Raw genomic sequence first — 23,327 nt, 5'->3', positions numbered from 1 at the left:
GCGTCGCTTATTTCTCGTTTAGGGTTTTGTCTCTTAACGCGCGCCAGACGCGCTCTGGAGTCAATGGCAGTTCCTTCAACCGGATTCCCCAGCCTTGGAACAGAGCATTGGCTACGGCGGGCGCCGCAGGCAGGATCGCTCCTTCGCCGCCGCCACGTGATCCGAATGGGCCGGGTCCGTCACCGCTCTCTATCAGGGTGGTTCCAACCTGATCGGGCAGCTCTTCCATCGTGGGCACCTTGTAGTCAAAGAGTGTTCCGTTCACGACCTGGCCGTCTTCGTAGATGTATTCCTCTGACAGCGTGTGGCCCAGCGCCATTACCATGGCGCCTTCGTCCTGGCCTTCGGCGGCCTTGGGATTCATCACGTGGCCCAGGTCGGCGGCACCGCCCGCCCTCAAAACCTTGATGGCACCTGTTCCTTCGTCGAGAGCAATTTCAAATGCCCCGGCTCCCGTCTCCCAGAACAGCGGCTGCAGTTTGAAACTGCCGTCCTTGGTGTTGGGATTGACGCGGCCGACGCCCAGGAACTCGCCCGCAGCCATGCCGTTGAAGCGTCGCAGAAGCTCCATCAATGCAATAGATCCCTGTGGCCCTTCGACTGCGCCGTCCACCAGTTTGTAGTCGTCCGGGTTTCCTCCCAGCACTTGGGCAGCGGTGTCGCGCACTTGGCGCACGATGTCTTCGCATGCCATTTGCACAGCCAGGCCTATGATGACTGTCGAGCGGCTGGCTCCGGTGCCCCAGTCATACGGAGCCTGCAAAGTGTCCGGCTGCGCGACAGAGATCATGCGCAAAGGCTGGTTCAGAGTCTGGGCGGCAATAATGCGAAGCACCCCACGGCTTCCTTGCCCGATTTCAACCGTATTCGCCGAAACATTCACGGAGCCGTCAGCACGCAAGCGAACGATAGAGCCGCCGATCGGCATGATTCCGGGATCAGTCGCTCCCACAGCCACACCGACCCCGCGTCGCCCTTCGTGGCGGGACTCGGGCAAATTCTTGAGCGTGTCGAGCGCCGCACGTAACGACCGCCGCATATCGACGTCGATCGGCCGCAGATCGTGCTTCAGGGTCTGGCCTTTTTCAGCCAGGTTGCGCATCCTGAATTCGACTGGGTCATAACCCATGGCGTCGGCAATGATGTCCATCTGCGACTCGGTAGCCCATACAGCCTGCGGGCCCCCGATAGACCGGAATGCAGCGCCCGGTACCGTGTTCGTGTAAACGCCTACGGCCTCAAGTCGAAGATTGGGTATGTGATACGGCCCGATCGCCCGGATCGCGGCCTTGACGGCGATGGCGGGCCCTGTATCCGCGTACGCGCCCCCGTTCAGCACGGCGCGCACCGACTTCGCAACGATTCTGCCGCTTTTATCTACAGCCGTCTTGAGCTCCACCTCGGCGTCAAGGCGGCGGCAGGTCAACATCGACTCGGCGATCGTCAGGCAGACCCGAACGGGCGCCCGTGCCTTCCAAGATAGTGCCGCCACCAGGGGATCGATCTTTACCGATGCCTTTCCGCCGAACCCGCCTCCGACATAAGGAGAATGCACCCTGACGCAGGCCAACGGTATGCCCAGGATTTCTGAACAGACGCGCTGGATAGCGGTGGGGGTCTGGCCTCCGCTCCAGATCTCCAACGAGTTGGGCTTCCAGTCTGCGATGCAGACGTGCGGCTCCATCGCATAGTGGAAAACCATGGGAAAAGTGAAAGTATCCTCAAAGATCCGGACGTCGCCCTGGAACACGCGATCGACGTCGCCACTTTCATAGGCCCATTGCTGGAACTGGTTGGTTCCCTCGATTGGCGTGCAATGCCCTCGAAAATAATAGTCCTTGAGGACATCCATATCTTCGTGGACCAGTGCGGCGCCCTCGGCAAGAGCCTCTTGCGCCGTTGTCGAATGCGCCAGCGTCTCATAAGTGACAACGATGGCATCGACGGCTTCTTCTGCTGTGGCCTCGTCGATCGCGGCCACCGCGGCAACAGGGTCGCCCACGTAACGTACTTTTTCCAGCGCAATGACCGGACGATCGCGCAACGATAGTCCCCACCGGATCTCGGCACCCGGCAGGTCTTTGAGGTCGTCGCCTGTCAGGATGGCCACAACGCCCGGAATTGCAAGTGCCGCGCTCAGGTCCAGCTTCGCAATGCGAGCGTGCGGCACGGTGCTGCGCAGGATCTTGCCGTGCAGCATGTTCGGTATGGCGATGTCGCTCGCGTAGACTGCCGCACCCGTGACTTTTTCAATATAGTCTGAGCGGGGCTCGGTGCTGAGCGAAAACAGAGGCTTGGAATGCATGAGAAGGCCGGGTTTTAGTTTTCGAGCGAGATCTTCGAACGCGCGATCACGTCCGTCCACAATGCAGTCTCGGCGGCTTGCCGCTTTACAACGTCTTCGGGCGTGCTGGACGCGGCTTCGACGCCCACAGCGCCCAAGCGCTTCTTGACCTCTTCCGAAGCCATCGTCTTGGCGATTTGCGGCACGACCTTGTCGATGACGTTCTGCGGCACACCCTTGGGCGCATAGAGGGCAAACCAGGTAACAACGTCGAAGCCCGGAAGCACGGTTTCAGCCAACGTGGGAACGTTGGGCAAGGCTTCGGATCGCTTTGCCGTCGTGACGGCAAGCGCCTTCAACTTGCCGGACTTGATGTAGGCCAGCACCGCAGGCCCCTGCTCGATTGCCATGACGACTCGATCGGCGATCAGGTCGATCACCATGGGGCCGCTCCCCTTGTATTGCACCGGAAACACATCGACGTCAGCGCGCTGCTTGAAGAGTTCCATGAACACGTGCTGCGAGGTGCCAGCTCCGGCGGACCCGTAGCCATATTTGCCGGGGTTCTTCTTGAGGTAGGCAATTAATTCCTGGATGGAGTTGACTGGCAGCGTCGCGGGCACAACCACGTACGACGGATTGAATCCGAGAATGGAGATAGGTTCGATCTTCTCGTAGACGCCGCTCATCCGTTCGCTGAGCAGCGGCAGCACGGAAAACATGGAAGACGCGCCGATCAGCATCGTGTAGCCATCAGGCGCCATCCGGGCTGCGTAGTCTGCACCAATGATCCCAGACGCGCCTGCGCGATTCTCGACCACGACCGACTGGCCCAGCTCGTCTAGGCCCGCCGCGACCGAGCGGGCGTACAGATCAGTGGCTCCGCCCGGTGGATAGGGCGCGATGAGCGTGATGGGTCTGTCCGGATACTGCTCGGCGTTGGCTGCGCCCATCAAACAAAGACTGCCACAGGCCAGGCTTGCGAAAAGCTTCTTCCAGCTTACGTTATGCATCGTGGATACCCCTGGGAAGTTATAGGACGCAACAGCAAGAGCTGCAGCCCCGTGTTCTGTTAAGAGGAACTGTATTCTGCCTAACAGTACGCTACAATGTCAACTAGGATATGCACTAGAAAATTGAGTGAACAAATGTCGGAAGCTCCGGATAATGATGTAAAAGCGGGAGGCGTTGCCGCAGTAGAGCGGGCGATTGCTATACTCAACGCCTTTCGTGCGGGCGACAGTTCCTTATCGCTGAACGAAATCGCTCGCCGAACCAAGATGTACAAGAGCACTATCCTGCGCCTCTTAGCAACGTTGGTGCAGGAGCATTGCATCGTGCGCTTGGACGACGGAAGCTATCAGCTAGGTTCGATGCTGTTGCACTGGGGCGGGCTTTACCAATCTGCTCTGCGTCTGGACGATCATGTGCCACCGATTTTGCGTCGGCTTGTTCAGGAGACTGAAGAGGGGGCGTCGTTTTTCACTCGCGAGGGCAACCACCGCGTCTGTCTTTTCCGGGTGGACTCGCCGCGATCGATCCGGGACCATATCCGAACCGGCGACCTCGTGCCGCTCGATAAAGGAGCGGCGGGCCGGGTTCTGATGGCGTTCGACCCGGCGATCACTCCTCGATCACAGGCTCCCGTGCAGCCCTACATTATTACGATCGGCGAGCGCGAGCCAGATATTGCTGCAATCGCGGCACCCGTATTCGGCCCTCAGAGAAATCTGCGTGGGGCCCTAGCCATCTCCGGGCCGGCTGCCCGATTCTCTGCAGAGTTGATTTCGGCCATGTCCGTCCGCTTGCTGGCAGCCTCGGCCGATCTGACGCGCCGGCTGGGTGGTGATGCCACTATATTCGATAGTTGGCGTCCAGCGGACAGCTCCGTCGCATTGGGTGAGTCGGCAGACTAGGGCGATCCCACGGGTCATTCAAGCGTGGTGATCGACCCGCATTGCAGGGTGAATGACGTCGCCATCTTTCAGAATCTGTGTTCCATCTAACCAAAGGTTGCATCGGCGCATAGGCAAGTCCAGATGGCAAGCCGTGTCGTTGTCTCCCCCCACTTCCAGGTTTGGCCCCAGAGAAAAAAGTACATTGCCATAGAACGACAACGCGTTCATCACATGTTCGGCCGGCAATTGGCGTGTCACCGAGAACTGGTACCAACGCGCTTTCTCGTTGAGCCCCCAGCCTATGTGTGAAATCGCATAGGCCCGGTCATCACTGAAGCTCTTGATGTAGCTATCGATCAGTTGTGCATCAACGCCCGCGCCTGATATGTCCACGACATTGCCATTTTTTATCTTCAATGTCACCGGCGACTCAACATACTTCTTGAACGCGCAAAGAATATCGCCTGGCTGCAACACGACCGTGCCGTTGACTCCGCCATCATTACCCTGTGTGAAAGAAAATCCCGACGGGAAGTGATCCCAACGGCCAGGCTCATAGGTGTAGCCATATTCTGAGATCACAGGGTACTGGCCCAACTGATAGGTGACGTCTGTGCCCGCATCAGAGGTGAACCGAAGCTCTCTTGCTTGCTCGAGCATCTCCTTGGCGTATTCGACGCGACGCCGCAAATCTTCGGTAGGGAACATCTGCTTTAATACGTGAAAGGGTTCCATTACGCGAAGAATACGTACGCCGGCGGCCTGGATTTCCGCCTGTTCGCGCGAGAATAAGAGGCCAACCATATCGATTACCATGTCCGCCGACTTGAGCGTCCGCATTGCGAGTTCATTTCCCACAACGGGATGTCGCCCTTGCACACCCACCGCGTTTTGCTGGCTGCGGCGGACATTCAGATTGAAGGTCGTTGCTTCCAGGTGTTGGGCCGCGGCCATAAAAGCATTTGCGTTCTCTTGCCATTCATCATCGGCGGTCAATACTACGACCGTTTCTCCCGATTTGACGCCGCATAGCCTCAATTCTCTCGTGAACAGATCCAGTACTTCCGCGTCCAGTTTCAATTGCTGTTCCTCTCGATGGTCTGATGATGCTGGGCAAGAATATCGCCCAACGCCTGTTTGAATGCCTCAAAGTTCTCGGCCTGCATCTGGTGGCCTACGCCGGGTAGGCGCGCGACCGAAATATCGCTGCGCAACTGATGCATCTCCGTGACATCTGCGTCGGAAACGACCCCGCCTTTGCCCGCACAGAGCATCGAAAGTGGTTCCTTCGTCTGTGCGAGATCAGCGAAAAGATCTTCATTATGAAAATCGTCGTAGGCAACGTGCACAGCGCGCTCGTCACAGGTAGCCAGCCATTCCGCACGCAGCTGCTGCAGTTTGCCTGGCCATGGGGCGGCGCCACTTTGTTGCATCCACTCAAGCGCTTCACCACGATGGGCCGCGCGCAACAAGGCCAGGGTTCTGGACTTCGGCACTGGATAGGATCTCCGGCCGGGGCCGCTAGTGGGGGGGTCAATCAGCACGAGTGCGCCGAAAAGTCCAGGCGATAGCGTGGCAGCGCGGAGCGCGATTCGTCCACCCATGGAATGACCCACCACGATGGGTTGTTCCATACCTGTGGTCTGAACGAACGCGACTATATCGTAGGCGCAGGCAGTTACGCCGTAATCTAAATGTGGGCCGCTTTCGGATAGTCCGCGTCCTCTTACGTCTAGGATACGGCAGTCATATTCTTCACAAAGCTGTTGCCCAACGTGACGCCAGAGAGCGGCCGGACTGACGATGCCCGGGATAATGAGCACGTTGCGGCCAGCGCCGGCGAAGTGCAAATAGTGCTGGCGAATACCGTTCGCACGCACATGCGCTCCTGTCCCCGTATTCACGTCACCTCCTTTTTGGCTAGTTGCCACCGTTATCTGTCTGCCTTCAACCGGCCACCTCCTCACAGCGAAAAAAGGAATAGTGGTGCGTTAGGCAGAACTATATTCTATCAGCAGGAATTCTCAGGTCAATCTGGATATTCAAACCTACGGGTAGGCGAATAATGTGATGTACCGGAATAGAATCGGTCAGCCGGCCAGCCTGAAAACCGATCTCGACCGCTATGCGCAGTCTTGTTGAACAGACTTACGGCGTGCTGGTCGATGTCGTGACGCTGATTCCGCAGATGTTGGAATTGATCGCCAGTTGTCAGCAGCCGGGTAAATCGCTGACGGCGATTGCAATGGATCACGGGATCAATCCCAATTTGTTGCGTCGGTGGATGCTCGAACACGAGCGACTCGGACATCATGAGCCAACTCAAGGCATCCATACGTTGGCCGATCACACAGACGGATCGATGCGCAGCCTGGTTACGTGACGTCATGCGATGATCCGCATCGACCAAATCTGGCTGCGGCCGAACCAATGGACATGCGCGCGGGTACCGAGACTGCGTTGGCCCGAGTCGTAAAGGTGTTCGGTGCTGCCCACCCTCATCATGCATACCTATTTGCAAACCGCCGAGCCAACCGCCTAAAAGTGCTGGTTCATGACGGCATTGCCGTCTGGCTGGCTGCCAGACGATTGAATCAAGGTCGATTCACGCGGCCACGTCCTGACTCCCCAGGTCTGACGCTAACCGAAGAGCAGTTGCAGGCCCTGGTCATCGGCTTGCCCTGGCATCGAATGGGACCAAGCGGAATTATCGATAGTCTGTGACCGGTAGCGCGCAATCGGGGCATGCGCCAATAACCTCACCAGGGTGAACATGGCAACTGAGGGCTATGATCACGCCGCCCGCTACCGACCTCGCAAACCTGGACGCAGACGCCTTGCGCCAGTTGCTGCAGGACAGCTGGGCCGAGCGTCAGGCGTTAGAAGACAAGATCCGCTTCAAGGACACCAGAATCGCGCAACTGACTCACGAGATCACAGGGGTTGGCGTGTGCGGCGTGCAACTGCAGCCGTTGGCCGATGCCTTGCGCCAAGCCATCCTGACGCATCGCGTGGTCCATGCCGACGAAACGCCTGTGCAACAAGCATCCAGATGCGGAGCAGTCCATTAAGGCATGGGTAGATGAGATTGCTAAAGCGCAGTGGACTCAGCCTGCTGATATCAAGGCGCACTATCGCAGCGCTAGCATCTTCAAGAATCGGCATGTGGTTTTCAATATAAAAGGTAATGACCACCGACTAATAGTTGCTGTTGCATTCAAGCTCGGTATCGTTTACGTGAAGTTTATTGGCACGCACGCTGAATATGACAAGATTGACGCCGAAACCGCGGAAATGGAGTGATTATGGAAATCCGCCCCGTACATACTGAGGCCGATTACAAGTCGGTTCTAAAGACAATTTCGAGACTAATGGAATCGGATCCGGAATCGGGTACGCCTGATGGTGATCTGCTCGATGTTTTGACTACGTTGGTTCAGGCCTATGAGGCCAAACACTATCCGATCGATCTACCGGATCCTGTCGAGGCCATTAAGTTCAGAATGGAGCAGGGTGGCCTCATGCCGAAAGACTTGGAGCCAATGATAGGCAAACGTAATCGCGTCTATGAGGTGTTGAGTCGTAAGCGTAATCTGACGTTGCCGATGATTTGGCGCTTGCATCAAGAGCTTGGTATTCCGGCAGAGAGTTTGATTCGGCCGATGGCCCACGCATAGTCTCTTTCCTAGAACCAAACAAAAAGCCGCTCTGCATTTGCAGTAGCGGCTTTTTAAATTCTGGTGCCCAGGGCCGGAATCGAACCGGCACGCCTTGCGGAGGGGGATTTTGAGAATGACGGAATTTGAGATGATAAAACCCGCTGGAACCCGCTAAGCCGCGCTAGGCTTGGTTTTCCGGAGGGTCGGATCAATTTAGCATTACGCTGTAATTGGACGATTTTGGGTGAGTTTCGCTCTCCCGTGGCTCCTATTTGGTTCCTGGAAATCGTCATTTAACAGGAGGCGTTATGGCTATTTTGAAGCTAACCAAAACCGTTGTGGAAACTGCCGCAGCTGCGGCCAAGGACTACGAACTGCGTGACACGCTCGTTCCTGGCTTCGTTTGCAAAGTCACCACCAAGGGCAAGAAGATATTTGCCCTTCAGTATCGCACAAATGCGGGGGAGCGCCGTAAGCCGACCATCGGTCGCCTTGGAGAATTGACCGTTGACCAGGCGCGAGAGATTGCACGAGACTGGCTTGCCGATATTCGCAAGGGGCACGATCCCAGCGCGGAGAAGGCTGCGGCCCGTCGAGCTTTGACTGTCAATGAATTGTGCAAACAATTCATTGAGGAGTACTCGACGCCGCGCAACAAGCCCAGCACGGTTCAAACATACCAAGAGCATATCGACCGTTACATCATTCCGGCCTTGGGCCGCATCAAGGTGCCAGATCTGACACGTGCCGATGTGAGTGAAATGATGCGTGCCTATTCGCGCATTCCTTCCACGATCAATCGTGCGTTCGCATGCCTGCGCAAGATGCTGAACATGGCAGAGGTGTGGGGGTATCGTCCGGATGGCTCGAATCCTTGCCGTCATGTACCGATGTACCCGGAGAAGGGGAAAACCCGCTTCATCACTGACGAGGAGCTTGTGCGCATCTACGAGTACCTGGATCATGCGGATGCGGAGGGCTTGGAGCATCCACTATTGACCCTAGGCATACGTCTGCAGTTTTCTTTCGCAGCACGTATGTCTGAGATCAGGCAGATGGAATGGGCGTGGGTGGATTTTGAGAATCGCCGCATCGAGTGGCCGGACAGCAAGACGGGGAAAATATCGAAACCCATGAGCGAAGATGCGTATCAGCTTCTGATTTCGGCGCCTCGCATTGAAGGGTCACCTTACGTCTGCCCAAGTGTATTTCGTGCCGATCAACCGATGTCCGAGGGAACCTATAAGAACGGTTGGACGCGTATTTTGGAGCGTGCCAAGGTACCTCACGTCGGCACCCATGGTATTCGTCATCGGGCCGCTACTGACATTGCCAATTCGGGGGTGTCAGTCAAGATTGGCATGGCGCTGACAGCGCATAAAACGGCAACAATGTTTATGCGATACGTCCATGCAGAAGATCATCCTATTCGGGAGGCGGCCGAACGCGTGGCGAATTTGCGTAAGGGACTGGTCGGAGCAAGTCTAGAGGGGAGTGCCCCACAGGTTGCTCTAGGCCCAACCGATCAGGATAGAGGGCATACCAGCTTGGGGAAGTACCGACCGTATCGACATCGTCGAGTGTTGGATCGCGCTATTCCGCCCGGGACCAAACACGCAGGTTCGTTGAAGGTGGAGCAGTCATGACAGATGAAAGATCTAAGACGGAAGAACAGCTCATTGAGCGCTACGGTATCCTCTTATCGCTGGATGAATTGTCAGCGGTTCTTAAACGCAGTCGGGATGGCGTACGCGTAGCGATGTTGGGTGGCTCGGAGTTTGCTCGGACCTGGGGGCCACTCAAGAGAAAGATAGGGCGGCGTGTATATTTTCGAGCGAGCGATGTCGCACAAGTAATTGACGGTAATCATTGATATTGAGCCATAACCGTAGTTTAGGCGGTGTCCGACGGTTGCAGCGCTTTGTCCGAAATTGCGGACAAGCAGCCGCAATTTACGCTAGTGCGGCCGCGCGTTGTGGGCTGTCGGCAAACATTCGGATGAATGGACCTAGTTCAATCGTTCATCCGGCATGGCTGCCTCGATTCTTCCATCTCAAGAACGGAATGTCCGTTGCAGTGATCCGCTGGGAAAGCAGTGCATTCATCAGGGCGTTGGGAATCTGAGATCGAACAGAGAACGAAGGACGGCCTCGACGGTCTTCCGGTAATCATCCACCTGCCGATCGGTAATTCCAACGGTGGCTCGTTCGTGAACGAGCTTATTACGCAAACCATAGTAGTGGGCAATTTTGCTCAAGATATCAGGTTTGATAGGGATATGAGCTGTCACCTCTTTAATGACATTAGAGCGCCGTGAGAATATATCAAGTATTTTCGCATCGTTGTATTTGTGGGGTGGAAAAAGATCCGTTCGATTGACGATGAATTCCTTGAAGGCGATCTCCAGATTACTGTCGAGCAGAATAAGGGCCGCCCGATTTTTTGTCTCCAACTTTTGTTTGCCGATCACCTCAATGAGCCCCATCGCTTCTACGAGCCCAACGGTCCAGGGTTTTGTGTCCATAGCGCGTTTGTTGAACGCCCGTAGTTGATCGACCCGAGCGACTTTACGCGCTCGGGGTAACATGGGCAGGACTGTGCGCTTGGGGGAAGTGGCTTCGGCGGGGTCAACGACCTCCATCTCGCCTTTCGTGTAATGAAACACCGCGCCATCCCAATCATGCTTAAGCCGGCGGGAAAGGGAGCTAAAATAACTAACGAAATTAATTAAACGCGGGCGAATCTGGGTGAACGCGGGGTGGTTGTAATTCAAATCACTCTTGCTACTGTTCCACGGCATTACTTCAGGTGGGCCATTAAATTCCACAATCGCCCGGCAGAGCGACGCGTCCGGATGGGGTACTCCAGCTTCGCTTGAAATGAAGTAGCCGACATCTCGAGTGCGTAGCTCTTTTACGATAAGGCGGTTGTTGCAATAGAAATAAACGCCGTAATTTTCCGCTTCAGGGATCCGGTCACGAATGAGGCCCGCCCGAAGAATTACCGTGAGCTTCTTTTCGTCGGCGGGTATGATCTCGAACGACGCGGTGCGAGGCGGATATTCTGGCGGATATGCCCAATTATCAAAAAGAGTGGCCGTGACCGGTTTCCCGTCTAGCCGAATTTCGCATCCCTGCTCGATGAACCAGGAGTAGGTTTCTCCTAGATGTGTCTGTAACAGGTCCACATCGGCCACGCTGAAACCCTGACGCACCTTCGTGATGTCAACCGTGGTGGTGCTAGGAGAGATATCGGGGATTTCGTAGATGTCGATATTCCAATCGTCATCATTCAACCAATCATTTGTGATATCGACTTGAATACTCTTCCCGCGACCGAAGCGAGAACGGATTTCCACTTGTTCGCCGAGGGCAACGCCAGCGCGCTTTCCTCCAACACCAAATGTGCCAATAACGTCATGACCATCTCGAAGACTGCTAGCGCCAGGCGAGATCAGTAACCGCGCATCATCTTCTCGGACGCCCCCCGCATTGTCGGAGACACGCATCATTTGACGTTCGACGTCGAGTCGAACATCAATTTTCAATCCTGGCTTTCTTCCATTGGTGAGCCAAAAATCGAGCGCATTATCAACTAGCTCGCAGATGCCGGTGCGAAGATCGTAGTCACTAATGATTGCAAGGAACATCCTTTTTTCTGGCGTTCCGTCAATTCTTCTGAGTATTTGCTTGCTCGCTACCAAAGGTATCTCCGGCGTGACAAGTTGAGCACAGCATACCAGTTTTACGTCGAAATGTAAGCATGCTTGACATTGCAAGTCTAGCGGATAGCTCGCCTCTCTGGATAAATGCCGGTTGCTGGTGGGTGCCGTTTACTGAGTGGGTTAACGTTGCTAAAGCCGCGGCGACACCTTGTTCATCAACGTAGTTCTCAACCCACCGATAGACAATGGGGATTCGGACTACGCCGCGGATCTTCCCGAGGGGGATGTCCACGCCCATTGCTGGCTAGAGCGACGATTTGGAGTCTGGATTCAAGATGGGGGAAATGGTTTCTCTTGTCGCCGCGCTCTTTTGGCTAGGGTTTCAGGGGCCTCCATTGATCCGCATGGCTACGCTGACTTTGGCAGCTTCATTCTGTGAAGTGGTGGTTCGTTACGACCCGCTACAGGGTCGCCGCGCAGCCCTGACCGCGCTCCGCGGCGGTTCCCAATGCGGAGGAGGTGTCACGAAGCGTAGCGGGGCAATCAATGTGATATGGTTTTCCCGCGGCATGGTGCGAACGTCAGGCGGCCGCACCATCAAGCGTAGGTTCTCCATTTCGACCCGATTGAAGTTCGGTCCGGTCAACGATCTCTTGGAATTCACTGAGATACTCGGGCTGGTGTTGGGCGAGCCATCGTACGATGGCCGCGTTCGAGAGCAGCGTGGTCAGGTAGCGCTGTATGACGGATAGCTGGAGAACATCCGGGCCATACGAGTCTTGAACCGCGCCACTCTGCATTTGAAGAGCTGCTAGTTCGCGCTCCATGCGTGCGATGGATTCCGCCGATGCGCCGTCTTCTTCTCCCCGTGCTCTGAACTCGTCCGCAAGCTGTGCTGGAGGGGTTGCAACCAACATCGCATTGGCAAACATTACGGAAAAATTCTTGTTGCCTACCATCAGCTCTGCGGTCTCAATTTGCCTAAGCGGCTTCATTTGACGCAGGATGCTGAACACCTTCGCTGGCGTGGGTGTGTCGGCAAGTTGTTCAACGACTTCGTCGCAGATGCCGTTGAGCAGCCGGAACCGATGCTGAATGGTCTGCGGGGACAGGTGAAAGGCTCGGGCAAGGCGCTCGGCCGAGACGCCGCGCTCCATTGCCAGGACGATCATCTTATGGTCTTGGACCGCGGAAAGCCGATTAATCCGTTTGTTGTACGTATAGGTATCGTCGTCGGTCGCCACCAGGCACTTGGCCACGGTGGTGCCGAGATCTTTCAATGCCTCCAGGCGTAGGTGTCCATCCAAAAGCAGATACCCTTCCGACTTGCTTGGGGGGGACGTGACGATCAAAGGCTCGACTATGCCGACCTCACGAATGGAGGCCACGATTTGAAGGTATTTCAGACTTTGCTTCACGGCCCCCTTGATCGGTTTCAAGGGAAGAATCTCGGAGAGATCCACTTGAACGCACTCGTTCAGGAATGCTGCCTTGATTGACTTGATAGGAGAGCGTATCGAAGACTGCGGTGTACTGTTCACGACGCACCTCGCTCATTGAGTCGATTGGCTAATACCTTGGGCATGGTGTCGAGATGCTGCGCCCGCAGAACGCTGCCGAACTCTGGAATGGTGAGCAATTCCTTTAAAGCCTGGGTGGCGACGGCAAGACGCTCGTGGACAATGGCAGCCTGCTTGACCATCAGACGATGTTTCTCTGCCTCTTGCTCGAAGAGCTTCCGCATCTCTGCGATGGTTATTTTTTTCTTTCTTGAGCGTCCGCTGCCTGGGGAGTTGGACCGCAGCAGCCCATCCCGCCTCGTTCTAATCTCCAGAAGCCGGCGCAACGTCGTCAGCTTCTTGCCACGGAACCCACGCTCATAGGCTTCTGCCAGCAGCGTTTGAATTTCCGTGTCGCTGCTACGCGCGATGTCGGTGGCAAGACTGAGCGGGATCAATCCCGTCTCGACCGCCGACAGTAGTTTTTCCTCGCCCCGATCAAGCAGCCCGCCGATCATGTTGACCCAAGACGCGGTGACGCCGATCCTCGCGGCGATCTCGCCGTCGGTATGGCCTCGTGACCTCATGCTGCCCACCTCTCGCATCAGATCGATCGGGCGATGCTGCCGACGCGCGACATTCTCGACTAGGCTCATGACTAGGCTGTCCTCTTCTGAGGCGGAGATGACATGCGCGGGAATTTCGACTTGGCCCAGAGCGAGATAAGCCTCGATGCGGCCTTGTCCACATACCAGGTCGTATAAGTGCTCACCATCCGGCTGCGCCTTGCGGCTTACGGTGATCGGGCGTTTTAAACCGATTGCCTGGATGTTTTCGATCAACTCCGCGTGGATGCGCTTGTTGCGAGACCTGGGATTAAGAATGTGTATCGACCCAATCGGGATGGACTGCACGACTAAGGTTTCGGTTTCCTGGCTCATTATGCGGCCTCCTTGATGAGTGTGCGTTCAGCTAAGTCTTCTAAAATCTGCAGCGTATCGAACCGATAGCTTTCGATGAGGGGGATGTTGTTCTCGCCTAGTTGGCTTGGCCAGATTCCACAGTCGATCCTTGGAAAGATGTAGTAATCGCGCGCTGTTTCATTGTCTTGGTCCATCCGAACCGCGACGGTCAGGTCGGCCTGGCATTGGGAGTCGAAGCGCAGCCGCCACTTGGATCGATACGTGGAGGCGCGGATGCAGCGCGCGATGATGACCGCGGCGCTCCATTCTCCATTGACCACGATGATGCCACTTGGCTCGTCATGGTGGACGTGCGCGCCGACATCCCGAAGCGATTGGGCAATGCCGGTCACAACCTGTGGTCGCCATGCTCGTAGCGCCCGATTGACGGCGACGAAACGGTAGTCCCGTTCCGGCGCATAGCCGATCAGTTGATACGCGCGCAACAGGCCGCCAAAGCGGCTCTGATAGCTGGAGCTGGAGGGCATGTCCTCTTGTTCGTCGATGATAAGGCCGGAGAGGCTGCCGGTTTGCAAAAGCAGCGTCTGCAATCGCGCCAACATATCTGCGTCGCTCAGACGATGACAACGCTCGTCGATGATATGTCGCGCGGATTCAAACAAGGTCGGGGGAACGATCCCCTGAAACGCGCCATCGCAGCGTATCCAGTCCTCGGGGGCGTTGCGTTGCGGGCGTTGGCGCAGTCGGGACGAAGTTCGGTTGTAGACGTTGTTGCCAATGTATTTTTCGTTCGTCAGCACTTGATGGATCGTGCCTCGTGTCCACGGCCGGCCTTTGTCCGTCGTCGCACCTAAGGCGTTCAATGTTTGCGCGATCTCGCCTTCGGACCTGTGGCCCTCAACGAAATCCTCATAAATCCGGAGAACCACAGCGACCTCTTCAGCAGGGCCGGGGGCAAGCACCACACGATCGGTTTGTAGGCTCTTGCGCTCCCCTGGTTGGAGTATTGTCTTGAAATCGTGGTGGCTGTCGATCAACATGCGGCGCAAACCGAACCCGGCCGGGCCGCCTTGCCGGTACCCCAGCCTGATCAGGCGGCACTGCCCAGCAAATACTTTCGTCGATAACTCACGGCTGTATTCACCGGCCATTGCGCGTTTGACGCTCTTGACGATCGTGTCCAGGGGAGAGTTGTCATTCTGGAACGGCTCGGCGCAGTAAACGACTTTGATGCCGACGCGCGTGCATAGGTACTCGTAGTACGCGCTTTCATCGGCGTTCTGAAACCGGCCCCAGCGGCTTATGTCGTAGACGAGAATGGCTCGAAATTCGCACGTTCCGCCTTGGACAGCGGCCAGAAGTTCTTGAAGTCCTCCGCGTCGCTCAATGTCCAGGCCACTTTTGCCCTCGTCCATAAACGTTCTTACGATGCGCATCCTGTGAGCATCGGCGTAGGCTCGGATGGCCGCAGCTTGATTGGCCGTAGAGTAGCGCTGATGGTCGGTGGACATGCGAACATACTCAGCGACCGGTAATAGCGGCGTGAGTGTGCCGGGATCGGACTCCTGCGAGTCGAGCGAAGAGGAGGGCATCCTGACCTCCAGCCCAAAAGAACACTACTTTAGGGAGGAGCGCAAAATGTCAGCGCTTCATGCACTTTTAGTCCTGAAGGCACAACTTCTCAAGAAGTTCCACACAACTATTACATTTTTATACGTTCAATGCATCGAGTGGTGAGTTTGCACCGCCCTTGCCCCCTGCTGTACTGGACCGCAAGATGGGTAGGCGCTGCCGTTGTGTCCCTATGCATCGCGCGAGGCGATTATGAGCGCTCGCGCGGAAGCGATGGACAGCCGGCACTCGGTCTGTGAGGTGCGTAGGACTGCCTATTCGGCGTCGGAGGCTTTATTCGGCTAAACGGGCTGATTTCCACCCGGTCCATATCGTCATCGTAAAAGTCCGACCCGCGCTGAGCCACTTGGCACGAAGCGCGCCACTGAGCCCGATGTGCAGCCGACTGGTCGATTCCTGATCGCCCCCTGTCCAGGCAAGCCGTGGGTGGGGTGGGGAGCGTTTCCTGCTGGGTGCTCGTTACTGTCCAAAACCAAAACTAATAGTTACAATAAGGAAAAAGAAAGAAACAACAGGAACCCCGGGCTTAAGCTGCTTGTTCTACCGACATAGGTTATCGAGCTACGCTAGCTACAGGAGAGATGCATAGTGGCAATTACTATCGTCGACGTGGAAGAGGTGTTGGGTCAGCGGCCGCATCCTCTGACACTTCCTCAGTTGCAGGCGTTGAACCCGGCTCGTGAACCCTATCGCGCCATCCTTCTTCAACCCGCAGGTGTCATCGAAGCAAACGATATGCGGGTGGGCCACGCGGACGCTGCGCTAGGCCATTCGCTTTGCAGCGGCTTTCTCTCAAATGCGGTTCAAGTGCACGCCGATTTGGCTGTTGCTCCCGAATACTGTGTTCCATGGACCGTGGTAGAAGAAATTATCGAAGGGCGATATCAACCAGCCGTTGGGTCCTTATGGGTTCTGGGCTGCGAAAGCATTCCTCCAGCAGAAATACGAGCGCTGGCTGAACGTTGCAACGCGGGTGGGCAGTGCGTGTTTCATCACGAGCCGCTTGATCCGCGACAGGTGGCGCAAAAACGCTATGTCGATCCGCTGCTCTACGTTTTCTGGGCCGAGGATGCGGTTGGACAACCTGTGTTGTTCTTGCTGGCGCAGTTCAAGACCGTCGCGTGCCGGGACTACCGCGATATCGAGCAAACCGCGCTTTGCGTCGGCCAGGTCGTCTATGCGTTCAATCGCGGCGCTGGACAAATGGGGCTGTTGTCGATTATCTGCTCCGACGCTTTCGATTTCACCGACCACATCGAGCAAGCACACCCCAACTGCTTGCTAATCCATATCCAACTCAACCCGAAGCCCGCTCACGCCGACTACGCCGCCTATCGCGCGCGTCTATGTTCGGTGGGCAGCAACAATCACGTCGAGCTTCTTTGCGTCAACTGGGCCCACAACATCAAGGAGGCTAAGGGCGATGGCAAGTGTGCGGAGTGGAATAATGTTGCAGGGTCCGCTTGGTACGCGCCGCCGGCAAAGTTCGGCGCAGACGACGGCCTGATCGATGAGTTGCATCGCCGAGGGCTGTACTACAGCCTGTTGGCGCAACGATGGCATTCGTTCTTTCTGAATTACGAGGGGCAAATCCTCCTGTTGCAGAAGCAAAAGCTGCTCTTCCCAGGGGAACAAGCGATCGTGCCGAAGAACTTTGTCGCGGTCGAAGAGCGCTGGACATGGAGCGCCGCCATGAGCGCCTGGGAGCCGGGCGCGATTGCCCATGATGGCTTCGCTGTCGCGTTGGCCGGCTTTCAGGCGATCGCGGCCCCGCTGCAGCAGGCGTCGCAAGCGAGCCCGCTCGCAGTGGAAAGAGCCATCGAAATTCTCGTTGGTCCTCGCGGGAATCCGACCACGTGGTATGCCGTCAACGAACTAGACGCTTTCCAACTGGACCGAAATGAGGAATCGATTCGGCGGGTCACGGTCCATCAGGAGTTGGACCCTGCAAGGCCCGGTGTCGCCTACCGCAGAGGACGCCTGCAGCGCGCGCACGACGCGATAGGCTTGGCCAAGCGAGATGTGCCCTGGCCAGCGCCAGTGCGGGATCTAGCTGATGGCTTCCACTTCGCATGGCGGGGTGAAGCCCCGCACCACAATGTTGAGCCCGATACCGGAGCGCGAGGGTCTGCAGCACTCGTCTATCTCGCAGACCAAGCAGATGATGCGGAGGTAAACAGCGTCCACCAGAAACTCACGCAGGCCGTCGTCGGCCATGCGCTGAACGCTGCTATCAAAAATGGCCAAAACGGCGAAGCACTCGCTGACGCAGTTGTGCGAGCCCAAGATCGGCTGTGCGTCGTTTTTCGCAGAGACGATAGCTATGGCGCACGCGGCCCGCAGGGCACGAATCTCATCGACATTCCCGCCGGCGCATCGCCGGTGGACATTGCGGAAGACAGACCATGATCAACGCCCAGCGTGTGGAAGCAATGCTCAGGGGTCGATACCCCGATCTCGAAGGTGTTGGGCCTGGGGTGTTTCGTGCGGTGGATAGGTTCGGCAGGCGCGAATATGCGATTCGCTATTTCGATCTCAATGATCGACTGTCCACCACCGCCCCTTCGCTCAAGCGCTACCAAGAAGAGATTCTGTCCCCCATGTACTTCTCCACACAGGTCGCCACGGATCTGCGCTGGAGCCACTACCTCTATTTCGTCACGAGCAACGAGGAAGCAAGTCGAGGCGAATTCGGCCGCGTCAAGGCCGCCGTCGAAGCGGACCGGGAGTACGCTCGCAAGCAGGTCATCCGAGAAGAGGACGTTCCTAAGCTGCTCGCCAAAGGAAGCCCGGCGACGCCCGCAGGACCCATGCCTGCCGATCTGGCTACGACATGGTCGCAAACGCTTGAGCAGCACGGGCTAGGCTTCGTTCTCGATGACGACATCTCGGTGCCCGACGCGGTACGCCGCATCGTAGCGGGAACGAAGGATAGGGCCGCGCGGCAGGTTTCTCCGATGCCGCTGTTGCCAGCCGAAAAAGCAGCAGCCAGTCAATTCCTAAAACGCCTGACGATCACAGGTTTTAGGCCCCATCCTGAGCAAAAGGATCACCTTCTGGGACGTGTCAATCTGATCGTCGGCACCAATGGGGTTGGTAAAACCTCGCTGCTCGAAGCGATCGAGTTCGGCTACTGTGGAAGGAATCGCCGGTCCTCTGCTGTGCTGAACCGGACATCCATCACTTTGGAACTGGCGGGCACCTCGGAAAAGTTGTCCTCTACTACCGACGCGGCGCGCCTTCGAGCACGCCACTCGAACTGGTATGCGAAGACCGAGCTGAAAAAGGTCAGCATTCAGGACAGTTTTGGGAAGTTCAATTTTCTCGATACCGACGCGGCGGTCCATCTCAGCGTATCGGCAAGTTCGGATCAGATTGGTGCGGACGTCACGCGCCTCGTGCTCGGTGCGGCCGCCGAGAACCTGGCTGACCGACTCCGCCGTGTGTTGGAGAAACTGCGCGAAGAATTGAAGAGTTTTCGTCGCGACAACGAAGCGAACACGCAATTGAAGCGAGCTGCGCAGGATCGTGCCGATAGCATCAGGAATGCGCCGAAGCTCTCTGACAGTCTGTTCCTCGAACTGCTTGCCGCGTTAAAGCAGTCTGGATGGTTGCAGGCACCAGAAGATGCGGGCGGCATTTCCTCCTTGCGCCAGAGCCTTCAAGAAGCTATCTCGGCAACCGAAATTCTTCGACAGTCGTCGTTCAATGTGTTGCACGGCGATCCACAAAGTGCGCTGCAGCTATTGGCGAACCTGAGCGAAGAGGCGGTCAACGCCACTGCGCTAGATGACCGCGCAAGGGCTGCCAGACTGGAGCACGCCAAAGCGCAGCGTGCGGCACAAGCTGCGGTGGAGAGTATTTCGGCGATAGAGGCGCTGCTACCCTATGCACGCACGGAGTTTTCGCGGCTTGCCAGGGAGGGGCGGGAGCTTCAGGACGCGGTCCGTACACGTGGATCAAGGCTAGCCCTGGTTGCCTCCCACGTCAACGAAAACGCTGTCGAGCACGTGCTGGACCAACGAGTGGAGGAAGCCAACTCAACCATCGAGGCGCAAGCCGCAGAGTTGCAACGTCGACTCACGACAGCTCGATCATCTCTTCAGGCGCTGGAGAAAACTCAGAACAGCCTGACCGTTCTCAGGCAGCGGCTCCGATCTACCGCCCAAGATATTCTGAAGCGCGTTTCTAATCCCGATCATTGCCCCCTCTGCCACAACGAATTTGAAGGCGGTCAACTGCTCATCCGAATGATGTCCGATGTCGATAGCAACACGTCCGAGCAAGCGACGCAGTTCCAAGCAGAGATTGCCGAAGCGGAAGAAGCATTGATAGGCATTCGCTCGGCCCAAGCGGCGCTCGAAGCCTTGCGGGCATTCCTTGGCGAACGTGCGCAATCAACGACAGTCCACGAGGCGCTCACTCAGATCGATCAGGATAAGGCCCTGTTCGAACGAGATCGAACTAGTCTGGAAGCGGTACAGAGCCAGATCCAACAGCTTCAATCCGATGGGCTTTCTTTGGAAGACCTGTCCGCTAGGCTGCTAGCCTCCGGCCTGGAAGCACCGCCAACCATCGATCAGTTGCAGACCCTGGAAGCGGATTATAAGGAGGCGCTCGCGGCCGCGCAAGAAGCGTCCAAGATTGCAGTGCAGGAATCTGATGGCGTACAGCAAGAGTGTGAAGCACTGGCTGCTCGTCTGTCGATCGATCTTCCTGAGAGTGCCGAAGCGTTGGCAAAGGTAGTCACAAAGCAGGTTTTCGATATGGAGGCCGCGCTGAGCGCTCGTCAGATTCTCATGTCGCTCCTAACGATCAGTCAGGACGCAACTGTCGATGAAATCATCATTAACCTGTCTTCTGCTCAACAACTTATATCGAAAGTCGCTACGGCTATTGCGCAGGAGGGCGCCAACAATACGGCGCTTGATAAAGAAACAAAAACAGTCGCTACGCTCACGAGCAAAATCGACGAATGCAGGACTAAGATCAATCGTTTGGGTGATGCAGAGGGTATTTTGGAGGCGCTGACAAAGGAAAGTTCCGGTGGAGAGTTGACCAACCAGATACTTGCCGAAAACGCAGAAGAGATTGCTCGTACCTTCGCCAGCATTCACATGCCGAATGAATTCGAACTAAAGGTCGAAAATGGGATGCTTGCTATTGTTCGTCGTCAAACAGGGAGGCAAGTCGAACTCGACCAGATGAGTACCGGTCAACGCTCTGCCTTCGCATTGTCACTGTTCCTAGCTATGAATGGCCGCCTTCGGTCAGGCCCCCCCGTACTGATTTTCGATGATCCCGTCGCCCATGTTGATGACATCAATGTCCTTTCATTCCTGGATCACCTTCGCCATCTGGCAATCAATGGGTCGCGACAGATTTTCTTTGCAACTGCGGACACTAAGCTTGCTGGCCTGCTCCGCCACAAGTTCCGATTCCTTGGCGACGATTTCAAGGAGTTAGTGCTTTCCCGCGCATAACGCGACGCTTGGGATACGGACAATGGCGCCCGAATAATTTATGAGCTCTCGTGATGTTGAGATCGCTACATAACTTACCTTGCTGAGAAAAACTAGCCAAGTCATTGGGGCATTACAAGTGCGGTATGGGCGAGATAGGCTTCCCATCGTCTGGCTAGCGGAGCGTGTGCCGGTCTTTTGCCTGTTGTGAGCTGGAGGCTACTATTCTCGAGTGACTGATATCCTGCATTTCGGACGTGCTTCGGAAAGTGCAGTGTCAGAGCGTCGGGCTCGATACCCATCAGGTTCAGATCAAACAGCGTATGCAGATCGGCCCTGAGCAATAGGCCGTTCTCCGGATGATGGTCGTTGGCATCACGAAACGGGTCGATGTGGGCTGCTTCGATAATATCCATCAGCTCACAACCTGATGCTAAGCAACGAGCGCCGTATCGCCGGATTAGGTGATCGCGGAATTTTTTTTGCCCACGCCGGACTCGAATCGATCGCAGTACGCTTTCGCGGGTATCGGTCATCGTTGTGATGAAAGCCGTCCCTGATGTGTTGCTGGCGTCTGCTGCTGAGTCTGCTTCGGAAGGGGGGAGCACATACCCATACAGAAAATGTTCAATCAGTGCTCGTGTCTGAGGGTAACTTACTAGGAGTATCTGCTCGATTTTGGAGAGATCTAACTCTTCAATTGAAAGCTGGTCATTGGGTCGAATGGCGGCAGCTTTCAGATCTGAAATGGGTACGGCTTTCGGTGTTTGTACGAAACTTTGCTCGTATCTGGCCTCGAATCCGACGATGTCAATGACTTCCTCCACAGGCGTCTGAAACTCGTGTCCTTTGGTGCATCGCCAAGGTACTGGGTTGGATTTGCGACGCTTGATACCTGTTTGTCCGCATACGGGGCATCGCCTTCGGGTTTTCTGGATAGTGGATGCAGAGATGCTTTCTATCCGTGCGACACCCAGGAGGTGCTTCGAGTCTCGTATGAAGACTAAGTCACCTCTCGCCAACTGCTTATGGTTGGCAACGCTGCTATCGTAGCGATAGACTTGTTGGACTTCATCAGAGTAGCCTGTATTTCCTCCGTATTGACGGGCTTCGGGCTCCAGGGAGATAAGAGACCACGTGCGGGAGGTTGTCATTCGTCAGTACCGTCGCCATATGAACCGGTCAGAGCAATCTCATCTGTATCGAAGTCGAGGAAAGCAGGCAGGACTGAAATGCCGTCCGCGGTCACGCCTGTAGGAAGTGCACTTAGCTGGCCCAGGATGTCTCGTAGTTGTGGACCGATATTGCGTGCAATCCGCATCTTTGCGGTGTCATCTGTCACTTCGTAAAGACGATAGATGTCGTAGGGCTCCGGGCCGTGAACAGCCCGTTGTACCTCTCCGAGCGACAGATGAAGCGGATTGGTAAATGCTCCGCTGGTACTTTTGGCGTCGATGACACGAGTTTCGTCAGGGGTTGGGCTCACCTGGAAGTCAAATGGAGCAACGGCGTTGATACTTGCGGTCCATTCGAATTCGCTGATCCGCCCTTGAGAGAGCTCATAATCCAGGTAGGTGTTCAGCAGATTTTCTCCTGTAACGCCAGTCTGTTCTGCTGCTTGTCGGGAACGGATGAAATCTTCGGGGGGGATGCCACGGCCTCCCGAACGCCTGTTGATGGCTGCGGTGCCGGTGGCACCGCCCAACGCGGCATCCTCGAGGGCATCGCTCTCAATCCAACCATTAAGTGGATGCCCGGCTGGTGGTGCCGCTGCCGCCAGAATGTCTGCAATGGTAGTTTCCTGCAGTAGCCACATAGAGCCAGATGGGTACCTGCGGGTAAGTTCCCGATGTATTGCTGCATCTGAGGCGACGTTGTGTGCAACGAAGTTGATTTTTACTACTTCCGGTTTTTCATTACCCGAGAACTCGAACAATGCGAAGTCTCCCGGAGAGAGTATGTTGTAACGTTCCGGGTCGTCTTCAGGGTTGTCAATCTGCTCACCATTCAGACGCCAGTTCTTCTGCTGTTTCAGAATCTTCCGCGCCAGCGTATATGGCTGCACGAGACCTGGCCCGAAAAGATGAAGAGTGAGAAGGTAAATAGGGTTCCGTAGGGTAGATCGTCTGCCCAACTCCGGAAACATTGCGCCAGTCAGAATCCGGGCGTCCAGATTGAATGCTTTCTGGTTTCCCGCTGGCTGATGCTGGAAATGCCATTTGAAGAATGTCAGATCTGATGCGGTCAGACGTTTCAGAGCCAGCTTACGGGACATGTGAGTTCCTACTTTCTTCTGGTTACTTTTT

The 23,327-nt window shown here is 56.1% G+C and carries 18 protein-coding genes and 1 pseudogene; 9 read left to right on the top strand and 10 right to left on the bottom strand.

Features of this window, described 5'->3' with window-relative positions; all coding sequences use genetic code 11:
- Positions 1-7: 7 nt before the first annotated feature.
- Positions 8-2,305: a xanthine dehydrogenase family protein molybdopterin-binding subunit gene (locus tag ACYVIT_RS20210; RefSeq protein WP_415804269.1), complete on the bottom strand. Its 2,298-nt coding sequence runs from the start codon at positions 2,303-2,305 to the stop codon at positions 8-10.
- A 14-nt stretch (positions 2,306-2,319) separates the two neighbouring features.
- On the bottom strand, positions 2,320-3,297 hold the full coding sequence (locus tag ACYVIT_RS20205) for a Bug family tripartite tricarboxylate transporter substrate binding protein (RefSeq protein ID WP_415804268.1): 978 nt from the start codon (positions 3,295-3,297) through the stop codon (positions 2,320-2,322).
- A gap of 123 nt (positions 3,298-3,420) precedes the next feature.
- Here ACYVIT_RS20205 and ACYVIT_RS20200 point away from each other — a divergent pair, with 123 nt between their 5' ends.
- Positions 3,421-4,200: an IclR family transcriptional regulator gene (locus tag ACYVIT_RS20200; protein WP_415804267.1), complete on the top strand. Its 780-nt coding sequence runs from the start codon at positions 3,421-3,423 to the stop codon at positions 4,198-4,200.
- An 18-nt stretch (positions 4,201-4,218) separates the two neighbouring features.
- Here the strand turns inward: ACYVIT_RS20200 and ACYVIT_RS20195 are convergent, their stop codons facing one another.
- Both ACYVIT_RS20195 and ACYVIT_RS20190 read right to left on the bottom strand, forming a co-directional pair.
- A complete protein-coding gene (locus tag ACYVIT_RS20195) occupies positions 4,219-5,262 on the bottom strand; it encodes a M29 family metallopeptidase (RefSeq protein WP_415804266.1) in 1,044 nt (347 codons plus the stop codon).
- Positions 5,259-6,062: an alpha/beta fold hydrolase gene (locus tag ACYVIT_RS20190; RefSeq protein WP_415804265.1), complete on the bottom strand. Its 804-nt coding sequence runs from the start codon at positions 6,060-6,062 to the stop codon at positions 5,259-5,261. Before ACYVIT_RS20190 ends, ACYVIT_RS20195 begins: the two co-directional genes overlap by 4 nt.
- Positions 6,063-6,307: 245 nt before the next feature.
- Here ACYVIT_RS20190 and ACYVIT_RS20185 point away from each other — a divergent pair, with 245 nt between their 5' ends.
- The 6 genes and pseudogenes from ACYVIT_RS20185 to ACYVIT_RS20160 all read left to right on the top strand — a co-directional run bounded on the left by ACYVIT_RS20185 (position 6,308) and on the right by ACYVIT_RS20160 (position 9,487).
- Positions 6,308-6,565, top strand: a complete 258-nt coding sequence (locus ACYVIT_RS20185; RefSeq protein ID WP_415804264.1) for a hypothetical protein — start codon at positions 6,308-6,310, stop codon at positions 6,563-6,565.
- A 47-nt stretch (positions 6,566-6,612) separates the two neighbouring features.
- Positions 6,613-6,906, top strand: a complete 294-nt coding sequence (gene tnpB, locus ACYVIT_RS20180) for an IS66 family insertion sequence element accessory protein TnpB (protein WP_415804263.1) — start codon at positions 6,613-6,615, stop codon at positions 6,904-6,906.
- A 218-nt stretch (positions 6,907-7,124) separates the two neighbouring features.
- Positions 7,125-7,223 (top strand): annotated as a pseudogene (locus ACYVIT_RS20175) (IS66 family transposase); the annotation flags it as partial.
- Positions 7,201-7,485 (top strand): type II toxin-antitoxin system HigB family toxin, encoded by a 285-nt coding sequence (locus ACYVIT_RS20170; RefSeq protein WP_415804262.1) that lies wholly within the window; start codon positions 7,201-7,203, stop codon positions 7,483-7,485. The pseudogene ACYVIT_RS20175 and the gene ACYVIT_RS20170, both read left to right, overlap by 23 nt.
- Positions 7,482-7,859, top strand: a complete 378-nt coding sequence (locus ACYVIT_RS20165) for a helix-turn-helix domain-containing protein (RefSeq protein ID WP_460478283.1) — start codon at positions 7,482-7,484, stop codon at positions 7,857-7,859. Before ACYVIT_RS20170 ends, ACYVIT_RS20165 begins: the two co-directional genes overlap by 4 nt.
- A gap of 290 nt (positions 7,860-8,149) precedes the next feature.
- Positions 8,150-9,487, top strand: a complete 1,338-nt coding sequence (locus tag ACYVIT_RS20160) for a tyrosine-type recombinase/integrase (protein ID WP_415804260.1) — start codon at positions 8,150-8,152, stop codon at positions 9,485-9,487.
- Positions 9,488-9,945: 458 nt separating this feature from the next.
- Here the strand turns inward: ACYVIT_RS20160 and ACYVIT_RS20155 are convergent, their stop codons facing one another.
- From ACYVIT_RS20155 to ACYVIT_RS20140, 4 genes are all read right to left on the bottom strand, one after another.
- Positions 9,946-11,544, bottom strand: coding sequence for an ATP-binding protein (locus ACYVIT_RS20155; protein ID WP_415804259.1), 1,599 nt, complete (start codon positions 11,542-11,544; stop codon positions 9,946-9,948).
- 542 nt (positions 11,545-12,086) lie between these two features.
- On the bottom strand, positions 12,087-12,968 hold the full coding sequence (locus ACYVIT_RS20150) for a plasmid partitioning protein RepB C-terminal domain-containing protein (RefSeq protein WP_415804258.1): 882 nt from the start codon (positions 12,966-12,968) through the stop codon (positions 12,087-12,089).
- 74 nt (positions 12,969-13,042) lie between these two features.
- The gene (locus ACYVIT_RS20145; protein WP_415804257.1) at positions 13,043-13,945 is read right to left on the bottom strand and encodes a plasmid partitioning protein RepB C-terminal domain-containing protein; all 903 of its coding nucleotides are present in this window, start codon (positions 13,943-13,945) and stop codon (positions 13,043-13,045) included.
- Positions 13,945-15,519, bottom strand: a complete 1,575-nt coding sequence (locus ACYVIT_RS20140) for a recombinase family protein (RefSeq protein ID WP_415804256.1) — start codon at positions 15,517-15,519, stop codon at positions 13,945-13,947. Before ACYVIT_RS20140 ends, ACYVIT_RS20145 begins: the two co-directional genes overlap by 1 nt.
- 628 nt (positions 15,520-16,147) lie before the next feature.
- Here ACYVIT_RS20140 and ACYVIT_RS20135 point away from each other — a divergent pair.
- A complete protein-coding gene (locus ACYVIT_RS20135) occupies positions 16,148-17,968 on the top strand; it encodes a hypothetical protein (protein WP_415804255.1) in 1,821 nt (606 codons plus the stop codon).
- The gene (locus ACYVIT_RS20130) at positions 17,965-21,042 is read left to right on the top strand and encodes an AAA family ATPase (RefSeq protein WP_415804254.1); all 3,078 of its coding nucleotides are present in this window, start codon (positions 17,965-17,967) and stop codon (positions 21,040-21,042) included. Before ACYVIT_RS20135 ends, ACYVIT_RS20130 begins: the two co-directional genes overlap by 4 nt.
- 101 nt (positions 21,043-21,143) lie before the next feature.
- Here the strand turns inward: ACYVIT_RS20130 and ACYVIT_RS20125 are convergent, their stop codons facing one another.
- The gene (locus ACYVIT_RS20125) at positions 21,144-21,848 is read right to left on the bottom strand and encodes an HNH endonuclease (protein ID WP_415804253.1); all 705 of its coding nucleotides are present in this window, start codon (positions 21,846-21,848) and stop codon (positions 21,144-21,146) included.
- A gap of 323 nt (positions 21,849-22,171) precedes the next feature.
- On the bottom strand, positions 22,172-23,296 hold the full coding sequence (locus ACYVIT_RS20120; protein ID WP_415804252.1) for a hypothetical protein: 1,125 nt from the start codon (positions 23,294-23,296) through the stop codon (positions 22,172-22,174).
- Positions 23,297-23,327: the final 31 nt, after the last annotated feature.

This window comes from Bordetella muralis (genome assembly GCF_054781015.1).
This window is presented reverse-complemented; position numbering and strand designations above follow the sequence as displayed.